Genomic DNA, 18,312 nt, shown 5'->3' on the forward strand with positions numbered 1-18,312 from the left:
GTACGGAACCAATTCTGCTGCCACTTCAGCGGCTTATAAAATCGTTCCCTTCAAGCTAAGACGCAGAATGGTAAGTTTATTTGCCACATTAGAAAAATGACAAGAAATTTTATTATAAACAACTAAACCCTCTTGACCATATCCCGATAAAATAAAAAAATGATCCGTATTTAAGTTCTATATAGATCTATAAAATATCCTCAGACGGCCTTTTTAACCAACAACACGCCGCTTTCGATATGGTGCGTAAAAGGAAATTGATCAAACAACGCCATGCGGCGGATTTCATGCGTTTGGCAGAGCGTATCGAGGTTATCGCGCAAGGTTTCGGGATTACACGAAATATAAATCACCCGGTCGAACCGGCTTACCAATTTCAGCGTTTCTTCATCCACACCGGCACGCGGCGGGTCGACGAAAATTGTGGAAAACGCATAATTGGCCAACACGATGCCTTGTTCCTGAAGACGGCGGAACTCTCGGCCTCCGATATAGGCTTCGGTAAACTCTTCCGCCGACAACCGTGCGATTTTTATATTGTCAGCCTGATTTGCCTCCATATTCCATAACGCAGCATTAACCGATGTTTTGGAAACTTCGGTTGCCAACACCCGTCGGAAATATTGCGCCAAAGGCAAAGTAAAGTTACCGTTGCCGCAATAAAGCTCCAACATATCGCCGCTTGAGCCTTGCGCCGCAGTGCATGCCCACTCCAGCATTTTTTCGCATACTTTTGCATTCGGCTGGGTAAAGCTGCCTTCGATTTGGCGGTAAACAAAATCACGCCCGCCCACATGCAGCTTCTCGGTAACAAAATCTCGGCAAAGTACGATTTTCTGCCCTTTGCTGCGGCCGATAATGCGGATATTCAATTCCTTTTGCAGATTTTCCGCCGCTGCTTTCCACTCATCATCCAATTTTTTATGGTAAATCATGGTAACCAGCATTTCGCCGCTCAAAGTAGCCAGAAATTCCACCTGATACCAACGGTTTTTCAACACCGGCCGGTTGTTCACTGCTTCGATCAGTTTCGGCATTAATTCGTTGATGGAAGTATAAGCAGGCGGGAAGCGGTCGCAACGCACCAAAGAGGCTCCGCTTGCTTTTTGCCCCCGCTCGAACATGGCGTAAAAAATCTCTTCGCCTTCATGCCACACGCGAAACTCGGCACGCATGCGGTAATATTGTTCCAGCGACTCGAACACCTCTAACTCCGGCGTATCGAGATGCCCAAACAAAGTATTGATATAATTTATTTTTTCGTTTAACTGTTGGCGGTAAGCAGGGCTTTTCATGGCATTGTCCGTGTTGCTCCAAATCGGGCAGATTATAGCGGATAAAGAAAAGGCCGTCTGAAAACAAACTTTCAGACGGCCTCTTAACATAACACCGGCTTTATTGGCGTTGCGCATCCACCGCGGCCAGAGCCACCATGTTAACGATACGGCGCACGGTTGAAATCGGCGTGATGATATGAACGGGCTTATTCAAACCTACCAAAATCGGGCCGATGGTAATGGCATTCGGCGATGAAACGCGTAACAGGTTGTAACTGATGTTGGCGGCTTCAACGTTGGGCATAACCAGCAGATTGGCCGAACCTTTGAGCGAGGTTTCAGGGAAAATCTGTTTACGCATACCTTCATCCATCGCCACGTCGCCCTGCATTTCGCCGTCGATTTCCAAATCGAGCTTCTGAGCCTGAATGATTCTGAGGGCTTCCTGCATTTTTCTGCTTTCCGGCTTATCGATAGTGCCGTAATTGGAGTTGGAAAGCAGCGCCACTTTTGGGGTGATGCCGAAACGCTGCATTTCTTTGGCGCACATCAACGTGCCTTGTGCCAACTGTTCGGCCGTCGGATTGGCGTTAACGTAGGTATCGGCGATGAAGAAGTTATTATTGTTAATAATCAAGGCATTCATAGCGAAAGCGTAATGATCGGCATTGTTGTAGCCGATTACTTCTTCCATGATTTTGAAGTGGTCGCGGTAACGGCCTACCGTGCCGCACACCAATGCGTCGGCATGTCCCAAACGCACCATCAGCGCGCCTATCAGCGTGGTATTGGCCAGCATGCGGCGGCGCGCCATTTCTTCGGTAACGCCTTGGCGCTTGAGTAAATCGTAATACTCTTTCCACAACTCTTCGTAGTGCGGGTTGTTTTCATTGTCGATAAGCTCGAAATCCTTGCCCGCCTGAATGGTTAAACCCAAATGCTGCAAACGGCTTTCAATTACCGCCGTGCGGCCCACTAAAACGGGGAAAGCCAGTTTTTGCGAGGCAATCTGTTGCGCCGCATGCAGCACGCGCTCGTCTTCACCCTCGGCCAACACCACGCGTTTCACGTCTTTTTTCGCCTGTGTGAACACCGGTTTCATAAACAAGCTGGATTTGTAAACAAATTGGTTCAGCTTCTCTACGTAAGCATCCATGTCTTCAATCGGGCGGGAAGCGACACCGGAATCCATCGCCGCTTGGGCAACCGCCGGAGCAATCGTGGCGATCAGGCGCGGGTCGAAAGGTTTGGGAATCAGGTATTCGGGGCCGAAGCTCAACTCCGCATCGCCGTATGCGCCGGCCACAACATCATTGGATTCGGCCATTGCCAAATCGGCAATCGCGCGCACGCAGGCGAGTTTCATTTCTTCGTTGATGGTGGTTGCGCCCACATCCAGCGCACCGCGGAAAATAAACGGGAAGCACAATACGTTGTTGACTTGGTTGGGGAAGTCGGAACGGCCGGTGCCGATAATCACGTCGGGACGGGCGGCTTTGGCTTCGGGCGGCCAGATTTCCGGCGTGGGGTTGGCCAATGCCAGCACGATGGGGTCGGCATTCATGGTTTTGAGCATGTCGGGGCTCAAAACGTTGGGGCCGGACAAACCGAGGAAAATGTCTTTACCGCTCACCGCATCGGCCAATACGCGCTGGCCGTTGTCGGGAATAGCATAATGTTTCTTCGATTCGTCCATGCGGTCTTTGTCTTCGCGCGTTTGGTAAATCACGCCTTTTGAATCGCAAACGGTGATGTTTTCGCGCTTCATACCCAAAGCAACCAACAGGTTCAAACAGGCGATTGCAGCCGCACCGGCACCGGAACAAACCAAAGTGGCATCGGCGATGTTTTTGTTAATCAGGCGCAAACCGTTTAAGACGGCCGCGGCGGTAATAATCGCCGTACCGTGTTGGTCGTCGTGGAATACGGGGATATTGCAACGCTCGCGCAGCTTTTGCTCGATGTAGAAACATTCGGGCGCTTTGATGTCTTCGAGGTTGATGCCGCCGAAAGTCGGCTCCAGCGAAGCGATAATGTCGACCAGTTTGTCGGGGTCGGTTTCGTTAACTTCGATATCGAATACGTCGATACCGGCGAATTTTTTGAACAATACACCCTTGCCTTCCATTACCGGCTTGCCTGCCAGCGCACCGATATTGCCCAAGCCCAACACGGCCGTGCCGTTGGAAATCACGGCAACCAGATTGCCGCGGGCGGTGTATTTGTAAGAGGCCAGCGGATCATTGTGGATTTCCATGCAAGGGGCGGCTACGCCCGGGGAATAAGCGAGGGAAAGATCATATTGGGTGGCCAGCGGTTTGGTAGGGGCAACTTGGATTTTGCCGGGATTGGGATATTCGTGGAAGTGTAAGGCGGCTTCTTTAATTAAATCATCCATGTTGGTTCGTCCTGACGGTTTGTTCAGGCCGTCTGAAAAGTTTTCAGACGGCATTGCGGGAAAATTGTAATGTTATCATGTGTAGTAAACGGCGCATACCGTTATAACGGAAAGCGGGAAGTGCCGGCAGGATTTTTCCGAATCAATATGTTAAGTGAAAATACCGGCCTTTGCCGAAACGACAATTCAGGCTCCGACCGATATGACGGAGGCCGTCTGAAAAGATGTTTTCAGACGGCCTCTTTCAATTGCGGCAATTAAGCCTTCAAGGCTTCCCTTACTGCACGGTATGCCTGATCGATGGCATCATGCATATAGGGCAGCCATGCCACATCACTGTTGGCCATAAAGATGTTGCCCAAAGGCTTCTGCATTCTCTCGGTGATTCTTTCCGCGCGGTTCTCGGAATCCCACAGGCCCACCCGCTCGTAGCTGTAACCGTGCGCCCAGCGGTTGATGGTTACGCCCGCAAGAACTTCGTCCAGATTTTCACCCGCCACGGCATATATGTTGCGCAGTTGTTCCAGCATTTCCTGCTTCAGTGATTCGTAACTTTGCCGGAGCAGCTTGCGGCGACCGTTACGGTACATCTCGCGGGCATCTTTGCCCTGCATATCGGTGGCAACGCGCACCATATGCACGATAATCGGCTCGTCGGGGGTTTGCGGGCAGCGGTAATCACCCATATTCACGGGGTCGTCGAGCTGAATCAGGCAATACGGCGCATCCGGCGCGTAAACCGCATATACGCCGAGTTTTTGGAAAGCGCGGGCATTTTTTACCAACACTTTGCCGTAAAGAATCGGCACTTTCACATTACTCAGCATGGCTTCGTTTTGTGTTTGCTGCAATTGCGGCATGATGCGTGCGGCCAGCGCGCTGTGGCCGGCAAAAATACACTGCTTGGCCTGAACCTGTTTCAAATCGGTGTCGCCTTGGTGCAGGTAGGCCACGGCCACGCCTTCGGCATTGTTTTCGACCATCAATGCCGTCGAATTGAGACGGATGCGGACATTGTTTTCCGGCAAATCGAGTTTGCTGTAATCGAACTTGGCTAATACGATGTCTTCCATGCTGTTGCCCGGGGCGATAGCCGGAATCATTTTACGCACGAGCAAACGTGCCACCGAGGCATTGCCGTCGGGGAAGTGATAGATATACGGCTCTTCTTCGCCCTCTTCTTCGGGAAGGCGGAGGTTTTGCACGCCCGGATAACCTTCGCTGAGAGCCTCGCTCACCGAAACGGCGTTAATCGCATGGCCCCAGTATTCTGAACTGATATTGAGCAGGTATCTCAAGGCGGTTTCGGGCAGCTTAACAGTGTTTTTCAGGAAGTCATAATAGCTGGTATTTTCGGCATATTCTTCGCGCTGGCTTTTGCTTTTGCCTTTCAGATAGTCGTCAGGATCGGTATACAGCTTGATCAAAGCCTGTTTGTCGGCTTCGGGCAGCGGAAAATTTTGGATGATTTCGGCAGCACTTTCTTCGCCCGTTTCCGGTTCGCCGCGCACTACCGCATCTTTTCCGAATGCGGCTTTGTTGAAAAACACGCCTTTTTCCAGATTCCATTTTTTTTCGTACAAATCTTGCTGAAAATATTGTTCGAACTTGGTGTAATCCACACCCAAATCTTTCATCAGCGCGTTAACGTCGTCTGAAAAATTGGCTTTGGGCGAATCGAATGATTCGCTGCCGGCGTAGGAAACCAGTGTTTTGCCGTCGATGGTAAATTCATTGCGTTGGGCATGGCCGCCGAAATCTTCATGGTTGTCCAAAATCAGAATTTTGGCTTGCGGGCGCTGTTTCCGATAGAGATAAGCCGCCGACAGGCCGCTGATGCCGGCACCGATTACCACCAAATCATATTGCTCGCCGGCTTTGCCCGGCAGTGTGAATTTGTTGCCGGCCAACGCGACGCTGTGCGCCGCATTTTGAACACCTTCCGTATCGCCGCGCAAACCGAGCAAAGCGGGCGGATAGTAAATGCTTTTCAGAGTGGCGTTTTTTACTTGGTCTGCCGGAGAAACGGTGCGGTAGATTTTATCGCAGCCGCCCAGCACAAACGAACCGGCCAAAGCAGCCGTTCCGCCTAAAAAAGTGCGGCGGGAAAATTTACGTTTCATTTGAAATACTTTCGGGTTCAATTTTTGCAAATGCGCAATTCTAACAAGTTCCCGCCTTTTACACAAAATTGAATTTCTTTACCCATATCATATTATTTTGAAATCATATTGCAGGCCGTCTGAAAAAATTTCTTACAAATATTATTAAAAAATAATATGTTATAAAAATAATCGGCATTTTACCTATATTAACAAACACATAAGACCAATCAATTCTATGATATTTTTTCAAGTAACCAAAAGGCCGTCTGAAAAATTTTTCAGACGGCCTTTTGGCAATTTTGCATCACCCGTTACAAAAGCGGACTCATCAATCTGACGGTATTTTCCACCAGCCCCCACCATCTCGACCGCTGTTGCCAGCCTTTAACCGTGATGTAGCGGCTGTCGGCCAGATATTGCCGTTGCAAATCATTCACTTGGCGGGTAATACCTTTATCGTAAATTGCCAAACTGATTTCCAGATTTAAAAAGAAGCTGCGCATATCCATATTCACGGTACCGAAGAGCGTATAACCGTCGTCTATCACCATGGTTTTGGCATGCAGCAGCCCGCCGTCGAACAAAGCGATTTTCACGCCTGCTTTAAGCAGCATGGGGTAGTAAGCCCGCGAAGCATAACGCACCATCAGCGAATCGACTTTGGCCGGCAAAATCAGGGTTACTTCCACACCGCGTTTGGCGGCGGTGGTCAATGCCGTCAACAAAGGTTCGTCGGGCACGAAATACGGCGTGGTAATCACGATTTTCCGCGTAGCCGAATAAACCGCGCTGAGTATGGTTTCGTAAATCACCCGGTTGACTTGGTCGGGCGCGGAAGGAATCACTTGCGCCACAATATTCCCCGCCCGCATTTTTTCAGGCAGCATGGCGGGAATCAGCTCGTTGAGTCCGCTCAAATATTGCTGCACTTCGGTTAGATTTTGATCGTCTTCCACGGCCACATCGGCATAGAACACCGCTGTCATCTCCAACACCAGCGGCCCGGAACAGCGCATCATCACGTCCACCCATTCGCCTACGCCCGAACCTTGCTTGAAAAAGCGCGGGTCTACCAAGTTGTAGCTGCCGGTATAGCCGATTTTTTTGTCGATAATCAGCATTTTGCGGTGGTTTCGCAAATCGCTGCGGGTAAACAGGGTTTTCAGTGGCCCCACCGGTAAGGCCGCATGCACTTCCACGCCGAAGCTGCGCAATTTTTTTACCCAGCCGCCGTTGAAAAAATTACGGCTGCCGACGGCATCGGCAAGAATAACGCAGTCCACTCCGCGTTGTGCCGCCCGAATCACCGCATCCAACAAGGTTTCGATTCGGCCTTGCGGTTCGATAATGTAAAACGCCAGCAGGCATGACTGCTGCGCCGATTCAATGTCCGCAAGCATGGCATCGACGATTCCGTCGGTGGTGGAAAGCAGCGTCATGGCATTGCTTTTGGTCGGCCCCATACCAGTGGTATCGGCGGCAACTTTGGCAATCCCCCGATAGCGCGGGCGCATTTCGTCGGTGATATCCAAATCGATATCCGACATATAAAGCTCGATAAACTCGCTGTAAAAACGGTTCATTTCCGCGGCACGCTTGGCCCGCGCCGTTCCGAGCCGCGGCTCTCCCACCATCAAATAAGCAGCCACGCCGAATAGCGGGAACACAAACAGAATAATCAACCATGCAAATGCCGCACCCGTATTGCGCTGTTTGTAAAGCACCCGCCCCGCGCAAACCAATGCGGCAGCGGTGTGCAGGTAAATAAGAATCTGACCCCACGGAATTTCAATATTCATAAGCATGCAAGATATTTTCAGACGGCTTGAATTATAGAAGTAATCATCATTAAGGTATAAAAGGCCGTCTGAAAGTTCCTTTTTGGCTTTAAACGGCGGCAGGCAATCGACCCGACCATGAAAAAGGCCATCTGAAAAATTTTCAGACGGCCTCACAATATCGTTTAATACTTAATTTTAATTCTCTCAAACGGTGCGAATTTCAACACGAGATAACCCGAAACGCCCGCAAACAGTGAGCCTAAAAACACCCCTACTTTGCTGTAATCCTGTATGGCGGGGTCAACAAACGCCAGCAGGCTGATAAACAGGCTCATGGTAAAACCGATGCCGCACAACAGCGCCACGCCATACACCTGCAACCAGCTCGCCCCTTCCGGCAGTTCGGTCCAGCCGAGTTTCACCGTTGCCCAAACCACACCGAAAACGCCCAACTGTTTGCCCAAAAACAAACCGGCAAAAATACCCATTACCACGGGGTCGAAAAGTACCGAGCCGTCCAACCCGGCGAAAGATACGCCGGCATTGGCAAAGCCGAACACCGGCACCACGAAAAACGCCACCGGATTTTCCAAAGCGTGCTCCCACTTGAGCAGCGGCGCTTCCTGAATAGAATCCTGTACCCGCAAAGGAATGGCAAAAGCCAGCAACACGCCCGCAAGCGTGGCATGAAGGCCGGATTTCAAAACGAAAAACCACAGCAACAAGCCCAGTAGCAAATACGGAAGGCTTTTCAATATGCCTTTTTTATTCAAGAAAAACAGCACGGCCAAAGTTGCGGCGGCCAAAGCCAGATAAACAAAACTGATGCTGCTGCTGTAAAACAAGGCAATAATCACAATAACGGCCAAGTCGTCCATAATCGCCAGTGCCGTCAGAAAAATTTTCAAAGACACCGGCACGCGGCTGCCCAACAAGGCCAACACGCCCAGTGCAAAAGCGATATCGGTGGCGGCGGGCACGGCCCAACCTTTCAACGTTTCGGGATTGCCGCTGTTAAACAAAACATAAAACAGCGCGGGCATCATCAAACCTCCCAATGCGGCCAAGCCGGGCAATATCCGCTTGGCGTTGGTATTCAATTCGCCCTGTAATAATTCGCGTTTCACTTCCAAACCCACAAACAGGAAAAATACTGCCATCAAACCGTCGTTAATCCAATGCGAAACACTCAAGCCGACAACATAAGCGCCGAGCATACTGAAATAATGTTCCGAAGCGGGCGAATTCGCCACGATGATGCCGAGCACCGCCGCAATCATCAACACGATACCTGCCGCAGGCTCCGAACTGAAAAAATGAGCTAACTTATCCCTCACTGACCTTCCTTTCTCTTAAAAAGTCTGTCGATTTATTCAATTGACTACCGAATACAAACCCACTGCCGGAACCGATACTCCCGCAGTGGGTTTTCTCTCAAAGGCCGTCTGAAAACTTTTTTCAGACGGCCTCTGCATCATTAAAATACAGATTAACGGTGATACTGTCGAGACAATTCGTGCACCGTGTCCACCAACAACTTGGCATGTTCGGGGTCGGCGTGTTGGTTGATGCCGTGCCCGAGGTTGAACACATGGCCGCTGCCGTTGCCGTATGCTTCCAGAATGCGGGCGGCTTCGGCACGGATGCTCTCCGGCGTGCCGAACAGGGCGAACGGGTCGAAATTACCTTGCAGCGCCACTTTATCCCCTACGCGCTTGCGGGCTTCGCCGATGTTGCACGTCCAATCCAAGCCGAGAGCATCGGCACCGGTATCGGCCATTTTTTCCAGCCACAAACCGCCGCCTTTGGTAAACACAATCACCGGCACGCGGCGGCCTTCGCTTTCGCGTTTCAAACCGCCGACAATCTGCTTCATATAACGCAGGCTGAACGCTTCAAACGCCGCATCGCTCAACACGCCGCCCCATGTATCGAAAATCTGCACCGCCTGCGCGCCCGCATCGATTTGCGCATTTAAATATGCGGTTACGGCTTGGGCGTTGACATCCAAAATCTTGTGCAGCAAGTCGGGGCGCGAATACATCATGGTTTTGATGGTGCGGAATTCCTTGCTGCTGCCGCCTTCCACCATATAGCAGGCGAGCGTGAACGGGCTGCCGGAAAAGCCGATTAAAGGCACGCGGCCGTCTAAGGCTTGGCGGATAGACGTAACGGCATCAAACACATATTGCAGCTTGCCCATGTCCGGCACTTCCAGCTTGGCGATGTCGGCTTCATGCTGCAAAGCACGCTCGAATTTGGGGCCTTCACCTTCGGCAAAATACAAGCCCAAACCCATCGCATCAGGCACGGTTAAGATGTCGGAAAACAGAATCGCTGCGTCCAAATCGAAACGCTCCAGCGGCTGAATGGTTACTTCGGTGGCCAGCTCGGTGTTTTTGCACAAATCCAAAAAACTGCCTGCGCGGGCGCGGGTGGCTTTGTATTCGGGCAGATAGCGGCCTGCCTGACGCATCATCCAAATCGGTGTGTATTCAACCGGTTGTTTTAACAAAGCGCGTAAGAAAGTATCGTTTTTCAATGTGGTCATATCGGGCTTTCGTAGAAAATATTGAAAACGCCTGCCTGTGTTATAGCAAACAAACTGATTTTTGATACAAGGCGGCAAGCCGTAGGCAGCACCAATAGTGCGGAACCGATTCTGCTGCCGCTTCGCCGGCTTACAAAACCGTTCTCTTTAAACTAAGGCGCAGCAATGCCGCAGCAAGTTAAGTTGATTCGCTATAAATCTTCGCACGCGTGATCGGGTGTTAAAGTTTCAAAGTATCGAAAGGCCGTCTGAAAACATTTATCCGGTTTTTCAGACGGCCTCTTTTTGCATGGCGGCTTATCTGTTATAGGGATTCATCGTCGGCAGACACGCTCTCCAAAGCCAGTTTGCGCTGCTGCTCCGCCTTTTCGGGCTGCTCGGTTTCGTCAAACACTTTGGCCAAAGCCAAACGCGCCGGCATGCTCGGGTCGATGGCGAGGCTGGCTTCCAGATACGTCTGCGCCTTGCCCCAAAGCTGCTTGCCGTAAGCCAGTTCGCCCAGATACATCAGCAATTTGGCATTATTCGGATGCCCCTGCAACCAGCCGTCGGCAAGGTCAATGGCTTTGCGCTGTTCTTTGTCGTTCAAGAAACGCACGCTCTGAACGAAAGTTTTCAGCAACTCGGCCTGCTGGGTATGCGGATAATATTTCTCCACCCATTTTACCGCATGGCCGTACAAGCCCAAACGCTCGTATTTCTCGGCGATGGCAATACACAATTCGCCGGTTTTCAAATACTCGGGAATACGCTTGAGGCAAACTTTCAAACCGTTATGATCGGAAGCCAATGCCAGTAGGCGGTGGTATGCCCAGTTTTGATATTGTTCGGCTTCATAATCGCTGATTGCCCCCGCCTTAACCAATTTGTCGGCCTTATCCAATACTTCCAGCGCGTTGCCTTTATCAAAAGCGTAACGCAACTGCAAACGCACCAAGCGGGTAAGGCTGGGGTTGATTTGGGTGGCGGAAATCAGGTTTTGTTCGGCAGCCGGATAATCGCGGCGGCTTAAAGCGGATTCGGCCAACAACAGATAACGCGAAAGCTGTTTCTTCGCAGGCAATGCTTCGATGTCTTTCAAATAGCGGTCGCGCAGGCCGATGTTGTCCATTTGGTCGGCGGCATGCGCGCCCAGCATCAATGCCAGCGTGCGGTTGTCGCCCGCTTCTTTGTTGGCCAGCACTTTGGCGGCTTCCTGCTCGGCCTTTTGGAACTTGCCTTCAAAAAACGCCAAACCCGCATTGTTCAAAGCGGCGGCGGCTTGGCGGCCTTTGCGTGCCACGCCGAAACGCTGCATACGGCCGGGCACGTTGAGAATGCCTGCAATCAAACGCACCAGCAGATACAGCACCACCACCAAGGCAATCAAACCGAGAATAAACGCATGCAGGTTGATGCGCAGTATGGTCTGCTCGACCACCACATAAACATTGCCGGTATAAGTGCCCGCCGCAATCGCCAAACCAACGGCCACGGCGAATAAAATGATAACCCAAACCAAGCCTCTCATACCCGTGCCCCTTTCACTTCGCCTACCGGCGCGGATGCCGGTTTGTTTTCAGACGGCACGGCCGGTTTTGCCGGCTGTTGCGGCTCTGCCGCTTTCGGTACTACAGGCATAACCGGCGTTGCCGGTACTTCGGGAGCCGAAGCGGCAGACGACGGCTCGGAAGCGGATTCGCCCGCAGCAACGGGAGCAGCCGCTTCAGGCAGCAGCGTCGGACGGTTCGGCCGGACGGCATTTTGGTAATTGCGTACGGCATTCAGGCTGTTTTTCAGCACGTCGTCGGTTACCATGCGCAAATCGGCGGTTTTCAGCTCGGCCAATTCTTTCAACCAAGATTGGGTGGCGGGCGAACGGACATCGAAATATTGTTTTACCGCCGCTTCCGCATTGTTCAAATCGCTTTGGTACACCTCGCCGTTGTACTGCATCAGGGCGGCACGCGCATCCAATAAACGCAAACGCAGGTTTTCACGCACGAAATACACTTGCTCGGGAGCCATCAGCATGGAATCGTTGCTGTTCAGGCGGCGTACTTCCACCATGCCTTTCAAGGCGGCCAGCGTTTTCTGCCATGCGGCTTCCCACCACGGCAGATTGCCCGCATCCGCAACTTGGGGAGCGGATTGGCCGGGCTTCAAGGCTCCGTCCACCACCAACGGCAAGCCGGCAACGGCGGTTTCCAAACGGTCGAGACGCAACGACACGCCCGAAATATCCACATACGGGCGGTTGCGCAATGCCGTCAAATCGCCGGCAACGGCTTGTTTCACCGGCAGCAGTTCGGGGTGGTCGAAACGGCTCATGCGGCTTTCGATGTTTTCCAACACTCCGATGGCGGCAGGCACGTTGCCTGAAAGCAGCAATTGTTGCGAAGCCAGATTCAGCATCACTTCGGTTTCATCCACCAGCCAATCGGCACGGCCTTTGCTTAACTCTTGGAAAGCACGCTCGGCGGCAGCCACTTTTTCACCGTTCTGTTTCTGTGCGGCGGCCAATTGCACCATCGCGGCTTGGATTTCATTCTGCTTACGCATGCTGTTTTGCAGCAGTGCGGCATTTTGCGATTCGCCCAAAGCAGCTTTTTCGATTTTTTGATTGAAGTTTATTTCCTGCGTTTTCAGCAGATTCTGTCCTTGCACAAACAAGAAACCGCTGGCTCCCAAAGCCAGCAGGGACAAAGCCAGCGCAACGACGGCTACGCCTCTGCCCGATGATTGTTTGATCACCACGGGTGTAACAAGGGGTTGGTTGTTTTTTGAGTCAGACATAAGATTTCCTGCGGGTTCGGGATTATTCGGAGCGGCGGCTGCAAAACCGGTTTTCGGTTTGTCGGACGGCGTTTCTGCTTCCGGTTCCGCGGCTGCCGTGTCGGATTTGTTTTTTTCAGACGGCTGCACGGGCGGCATTGCCGTTCCGTCTTTCGTTACCACCAGCATGCGCTTTGGGGATTCCTGCGCGTTTTCAGGCTGAAAATCCTCGGGTTTATTTTCGTCTTGGCTGTTCATTCTGAACTCCGTGCAAGGCTTGTTTTAAAGTCTGTGCATCCAAACGCGCAACCACTCGGGTGTTCACCGCTCCGGCGATATGCAAAGCGGCGGCTATGCGCGGATGATGCGTGAAGTATAACAAGGTTCTTAATGGTTGCGCCAATTCAGACGGCACTTGCGCAAACAACGCGCTCACCATCTCGGCGGAAGTAATGTAGGCGGCAACGGGGCGGGCTTCTTCAAACACCGACCAATCAAGCGGTTGGGGCCGTCTGAAATAAACTTCGGCCGTTTCCACTTCAAAGCCGCGCCGCTTCAGATTTTGCGCCAGAAAATCCCGCCCGCCGTGTCCGCGCACGATCAGCACTTTCGCTCCTTGGGGCAGGCTGTTCCAAATGTCCAAACGCAACACGGCTTCGCTGTCGTTGCCCTCCTGCGGGCAAATGATTTCGTGCGGACAGAATCCCGACAATGCCTTGCGGCTGCCCTGCCCTACGGTAATCTGGCGGATGAGGCCGTCTGAAAAATCAATATGCGGCGCGGCGGTCTCCACCGCCGTGGGGCTGACCCAGAATACGGCAGAGGCCGTCTGAAACTGCCGGTTGAGGTTTTTTAAGGCGGCCTCTTCCGGCTCGATGCGTATCGGGCCGAACGGTACGGCATCCCAACCCGCCGCCGTGCAAGTGCGGATATCGGCAGCGGTTTGGGATGGGGGGCGGATAATCAAAATGGCTGGCATGTTTTCAGACGGCCTCCGGCCAATCGGTTAGACACCGGTAAAAGATGGGGGACTCTTTACCACAACCGCCACAGCGAACGGCTTTGCTGCGGTTTTTGAGTCTGCCGCTGCGCCTTGCGGAAATCCCACGGCGCTTGCGGGTTTCTGTTTTGCCACAAGCCCGTGCTTTCCTGCCGCGCGCGGGCTTCGGCATAGGCGTAGGCCGCATAATCGAAAGTGTCCTGCTTGCGCTTGGCAATCGACACATAATGCCACGCATGGCCTTGCTGCAACTGGGCAAGGTTCAAATCCTGTCCGTTCAGGCGCACTTGGGCGACTTCGCGTTTATATTGGTCGGTTTCAAACACCGTTACTTCTACGTTTCGACCTTCCACAAGCGCCCGCAACGCATCCCGCGAAGCCGTTCCGTGCGCCTGCTGCAATTCCGGCGCATCAATGTAGGCCAAACGGATTTTATGCTTGTTGCCGCCGCCGTCGACCACGCGGACGGTGTCGCCGTCGGATACGGCAACTACGCGGCCCGAATAGTTTTGTGCGGCGTGATCCTGCACCCAAAGCGAGTGGAATTGCTGTGCGGCCTCGGTACTTTTACGCAGCCATTGCTGAAAATTCTCCGCCTGCACGCCGGCAGCCGAAGCCAGCAACAAGGCGGCAAATGCGTATAAAGACGATGTTTTCATATCTCAAACCGAACAAACTCTGCCCGCAAAAAACCAGCGTAACGAAATAAGGCCGTCTGAACAGTTTCAGACGGCCTCCGGCTATACCGTATCAGTTGGGGGTAATCACTTGCACGCCGTTTTGTGTACCCAACACCAGCACGTCGGCGGCATTGTGCCCGAACAGGCCGTTTTCCACCACACCGGGAATTTTGTTGATCTCGTCTTCCAGCGTTACCGGCAGGTTGATTTCCAAATCGTGTACATCAACGATTTGATGGCCGTTAAACGTGATAAAGCCCATGCGCAACTCGGGCTGGCCGCCCAAAGCCACCAGCTTACGCGACACCATCGAACGCGCCATCGGAATCACTTCCACCGGCAGCGGGAATTTGCCCAAACGGGAAACGTATTTGCTTTCGTCGGCGATACATACAAACTTGTCCGCAATACTGGCTACGATTTTTTCATTCAGATGCGCGCCGCCGCCGCCTTTGATCATTTGTAGCGAATGGTTGACTTCGTCGGCTCCGTCGACATACACGGCCAGATGCGATACTTCGTTCATCTGTACTTCGGGGATTTCAAAACGGGCCAGCAGCTCGGAAGTGCCTTTTGATGTAGAAACCGCTCCTTTGATTTTTTTGCCGCTTTTTGCCAGCGCTTCAATGAAAAAATTAACGGTAGAACCGGTGCCGATGCCGATATATTCGCCTTCCGGTACGAATTCGACGGCTTTTTCGGCCGCCATACGTTTCAGTTCGTCTTGTGATGCCATGATTTTCCTCTCTCTACATAAAAAGGTTAAGCGGTTCGTATGTTAACAGTTTTCAACCGACCGCGCAGTATCCCGGGCCACTTTTTCAAACCGCCCGCAGCAACACCGCCGCCTGCGCTTCAATGCCTTCCTGCCTCCCCAAATAGCCGAGTTTTTCATTGGTTTTGCCTTTGATGTTGACGGCGTTTTCGGGCAAGCCCAAATCCGCCGCAATATTGGCGCGCATGGCCGGAATATGCGGAGCGAGCTTCGGCTTCTGGGCGATAATGGTGCTGTCCACATTCACCACTTCCCAGCCCTGCTCTTTTACGCTGCGGTAGGCGGCGCGCAGCAATACGCGGCTGTCGGCATCTTTGAATTCGGCGGCGGTATCGGGGAAGTGGCTGCCGATATCGCCCAAACCCGCCGCGCCGAGCAACGCATCGGTAACGGCATGCAAAAGTGCGTCGGCATCGGAATGGCCGAGCAACCCTTTTTCAAACGGAATCGTTACGCCGCCGAGAATAAGCGGCCGATTTTCAACCAACTGATGGACATCGTAGCCTTGTCCGACACGGATATTCATATCGTTTCCTATCTGGTGTGATAACTGTGAAAGTTAATGTTTCATCCAAGCCCGCCGCAAACCGGTTTTGCCGCCGCTTTAGCAGCCTGCCGGGCGTTTCCCGCTGCACCGGAACGCGGCAATTCGGTATAAAACATTAAGTTTCACAGCCGTCGCCTGTTTCAGGCGGCCTTATTATACAGATTAGGCCGTCTGAAAACATTCAAACATTTTCAGACGGCCTCTATCCGCTCAACAGCACCGCTACCGGAAATTATTTCAGTTTGTCCCGATAAGCATATAAATACATCGCACCCACAAACACCGCACCGCCGACGGCATTGCCCAAATACACCGAAACCATGTTTTCCCAAAACTGCATCCAAGTGATGTCCGCCCCTGCCCAGATGGCGGCGGGAATCACAAACATATTGGCCACGACGTGCTGGAAACCGATGAGCACGAAAATCATAATCGGAAACCAAATTCCCAATACTTTGCCCGAAATCGAATGCGCGCCGTAGCACAGCCACACGCCCATGCACACCATCCAGTTGCAGCCGATGCCCGACACGAAAGCCCGTCCGAAACCGGCGCTCACTTTGCCTTGCGCCACGGCGATGGTTTTATGCAGCACTTCGCCTTCGGTGAGGCCGACGTAATGCCCGAAAAACCATGCCACGAAAAAGGCTCCGACGACGTTGGTCAGCGTTACGATCAGCCAATTCCGCCCCCAAGCCGCCAGCGAAATCTTTTTCGCCAGCCATGCCACCGGCACCACCATCATGTTGCCGGTAATCAATTCGCCTCCGCCGATCAAAATACAAACCAACCCGATTGGGAACACCGCTGCGCCGAGCAACACGGCCAAGCTGCCCCACTCGTGCGGCATGCCGCCGACCACGCGGATATAGGCGAGATAGCCCAATGAAATAAACGCCCCGCCGAGAAAACCCAAAAGGCTCAATGAAAGTGTGCTGCCGGCGGCTTTGGCTTTCCCTTTTTCAATCGTCGCCTGCAAAATCTGATCCGGATATAAATCGCTCATGTTCTACTGTCCGTAAAATCTTTTTAACAGCGGTATTGTAATTATTTTTTCAGACGGCCTCTTGATATAGCTCACTTGTTTGTAAGGAAATTACATTGATTTTTGCAAAACCGTTCAGTCTTCTTCCCAATCGCTTTTCAAAGCCGCCCGGATAATGTCCATATCAAAGCCGCGGTAAGCCAGAAAACGCATCTGCCGCTGGGTTTCTTTTAAATCCGAGCCGGGCCGTTTGAACTTTTTACGCAACACGGCAACGGCGGTTTGCAGTTCGCTGTCGCGATCGGGCAGAAATTCGCGGGCGGTTTCTTCGGCCACGCCTTTCGCCGCCAACGCCTGTTTCAAACGCAGCCTGCCGTGCATTCTGCTTTTGCTGTGAATATAGGCTTCGGCAAAACGCTCGTCAGACTGCCAGTTGCGTTCGGCAAACTCCGCCAGCAGTTTATCCAACTCTTCTTCGCTTTCGGCATAAGGCGCGAGCTTGCGCTTGAATTCGGCACGGCTGATTTCTTGGCGGGCGAGAATATCTAAGGCGCGGGCGCGTAGGGATTTTTGCGGTTTCATTTTTTAAGAGAGGCCGTCTGAAAACTTTTCAGACGGCCTTACAAGCGATGGGGTTATTCTTGGTCTTTATCTTTCTGCGGTTGCAGATTTTCATAAATTTCGGGCAAGGCTCCGATAATCCAGTCGGGTTTGGTGTCCGCTTCCTGTGCCAGCATGGTCATGTCGCCGTAACCGAAAGTTACGCCCACGCTCAAGCAACCGGCCGCTTTGGCTGCGAGAATATCGTTTTTGGAATCGCCCACCATAATCATATTGGCGGGGTCGATGTTCAGCACTTCGGCGGCGTGCAGCAAGGGCATCGGGCTGGGTTTCTTTTCCGGCAGGCTGTCGCCGCCGAGTATCAGGCTGAAGTAGTCGGCAAGGCCGAGCTGTTGCAGCAGTTCCACTGCCAACACTTCGTTTTTGTTGGTAATCACCACCAGCGGAATACCCAACGTTTTCAACAGCCCCAACCCTGCTTCGGTTTCGCGATACGGGCGGGTAAAGTCGCTCAAATGTTCGCGGTAGTGGCGGATGAAAAAGGTAAAAGCCTGTTCCCACAAACTTTGCTCGGCCTGCTCTTCACGGGTATCGGTAAGCACGCGGTGAACCAGTTTGGCAATGCCGTCGCCCACGTAGCTTTCTACTGTTTTGACGGGAAGCGGTTCCAAGCCGAGATGCTCGCGGGTAGCATTGGCGGCGGCGGCCAAATCGGGAATGGAATCGCAAAGGGTGCCGTCAAGGTCGAATGCAACGGCTTGAACGTGTTCGATGGTAGTCATAAAGATTCTTGTGCGGAAGTATTTTTAAGAACGGCTATTGTAGCATCTCTCAAGAAGGAAGGCCGTCTGAAAAGTTTTCAGATGGCCTTTGGTCGAAGCATTTCATACTCGGCAGG

Annotated in this window: 15 protein-coding genes; all 15 read right to left on the reverse strand. The window is 52.4% G+C overall.

The genetic code is table 11. The features are described from left to right. Nucleotides 1-200: 200 nt before the first annotated feature. The 15 genes from trmA to Q0X97_RS08820 all read right to left on the reverse strand — a co-directional run bounded on the left by trmA (nt 201) and on the right by Q0X97_RS08820 (nt 18,196). Nucleotides 201-1,295 (reverse strand): tRNA (uridine(54)-C5)-methyltransferase TrmA, encoded by a 1,095-nt coding sequence (gene trmA / locus Q0X97_RS08750; protein ID WP_302066948.1) that lies wholly within the window; start codon nt 1,293-1,295, stop codon nt 201-203. 100 nt (nt 1,296-1,395) lie between these two features. Next, nucleotides 1,396-3,675: an NADP-dependent malic enzyme gene (locus Q0X97_RS08755; RefSeq protein ID WP_302067711.1), complete on the reverse strand. Its 2,280-nt coding sequence runs from the start codon at nt 3,673-3,675 to the stop codon at nt 1,396-1,398. A 257-nt stretch (nt 3,676-3,932) separates the two neighbouring features. After that, nucleotides 3,933-5,798, reverse strand: a complete 1,866-nt coding sequence (locus Q0X97_RS08760; RefSeq protein ID WP_302066951.1) for an NAD(P)-binding protein — start codon at nt 5,796-5,798, stop codon at nt 3,933-3,935. A 293-nt stretch (nt 5,799-6,091) separates the two neighbouring features. Beyond that, complete coding sequence (cls, locus tag Q0X97_RS08765) at nt 6,092-7,579, reverse strand: cardiolipin synthase (RefSeq protein ID WP_302066952.1); 1,488 nt, start codon at nt 7,577-7,579, stop codon at nt 6,092-6,094. A 164-nt stretch (nt 7,580-7,743) separates the two neighbouring features. After that, nucleotides 7,744-8,898 carry a Na+/H+ antiporter NhaA gene (gene nhaA / locus Q0X97_RS08770; RefSeq protein WP_302066954.1) on the reverse strand — a complete coding sequence of 385 codons (1,155 nt, stop codon included), beginning with the start codon at nt 8,896-8,898 and terminating at the stop codon, nt 7,744-7,746. 152 nt (nt 8,899-9,050) lie between these two features. Next, nucleotides 9,051-10,112 carry a uroporphyrinogen decarboxylase gene (gene hemE, locus Q0X97_RS08775; protein WP_302066956.1) on the reverse strand — a complete coding sequence of 354 codons (1,062 nt, stop codon included), beginning with the start codon at nt 10,110-10,112 and terminating at the stop codon, nt 9,051-9,053. 304 nt (nt 10,113-10,416) lie between these two features. Further along, a complete protein-coding gene (locus tag Q0X97_RS08780; protein ID WP_302066957.1) occupies nt 10,417-11,622 on the reverse strand; it encodes a heme biosynthesis HemY N-terminal domain-containing protein in 1,206 nt (401 codons plus the stop codon). Then, nucleotides 11,619-12,887, reverse strand: a complete 1,269-nt coding sequence (locus Q0X97_RS08785; RefSeq protein WP_302067011.1) for a uroporphyrinogen-III C-methyltransferase — start codon at nt 12,885-12,887, stop codon at nt 11,619-11,621. Before Q0X97_RS08785 ends, Q0X97_RS08780 begins: the two co-directional genes overlap by 4 nt. A gap of 214 nt (nt 12,888-13,101) precedes the next feature. Continuing rightward, the gene (locus Q0X97_RS08790; RefSeq protein WP_302066958.1) at nt 13,102-13,845 is read right to left on the reverse strand and encodes a uroporphyrinogen-III synthase; all 744 of its coding nucleotides are present in this window, start codon (nt 13,843-13,845) and stop codon (nt 13,102-13,104) included. A 56-nt stretch (nt 13,846-13,901) separates the two neighbouring features. Continuing rightward, nucleotides 13,902-14,525, reverse strand: a complete 624-nt coding sequence (locus Q0X97_RS08795; RefSeq protein WP_302066959.1) for a thermonuclease family protein — start codon at nt 14,523-14,525, stop codon at nt 13,902-13,904. Between the two features lie 91 nt (nt 14,526-14,616). Beyond that, the gene (gene rpiA / locus Q0X97_RS08800; protein WP_302066960.1) at nt 14,617-15,282 is read right to left on the reverse strand and encodes a ribose-5-phosphate isomerase RpiA; all 666 of its coding nucleotides are present in this window, start codon (nt 15,280-15,282) and stop codon (nt 14,617-14,619) included. Between the two features lie 85 nt (nt 15,283-15,367). Beyond that, the gene (gene ispF, locus Q0X97_RS08805; RefSeq protein ID WP_107878792.1) at nt 15,368-15,847 is read right to left on the reverse strand and encodes a 2-C-methyl-D-erythritol 2,4-cyclodiphosphate synthase; all 480 of its coding nucleotides are present in this window, start codon (nt 15,845-15,847) and stop codon (nt 15,368-15,370) included. Nucleotides 15,848-16,100: 253 nt separating this feature from the next. After that, nucleotides 16,101-16,874, reverse strand: a complete 774-nt coding sequence (locus tag Q0X97_RS08810; protein ID WP_302066961.1) for a formate/nitrite transporter family protein — start codon at nt 16,872-16,874, stop codon at nt 16,101-16,103. A 114-nt stretch (nt 16,875-16,988) separates the two neighbouring features. Further along, complete coding sequence (gene recX, locus Q0X97_RS08815) at nt 16,989-17,435, reverse strand: recombination regulator RecX (protein ID WP_302066962.1); 447 nt, start codon at nt 17,433-17,435, stop codon at nt 16,989-16,991. 53 nt (nt 17,436-17,488) lie between these two features. Continuing rightward, a complete protein-coding gene (locus Q0X97_RS08820; RefSeq protein WP_302066963.1) occupies nt 17,489-18,196 on the reverse strand; it encodes a phosphoglycolate phosphatase in 708 nt (235 codons plus the stop codon). Nucleotides 18,197-18,312 lie beyond the last annotated feature (116 nt).

This window comes from Neisseria sp. MVDL19-042950 (genome assembly GCF_030504625.1).
In the GTDB taxonomy this organism is placed as follows: Bacteria; Pseudomonadota; Gammaproteobacteria; order Burkholderiales; family Neisseriaceae; genus Neisseria.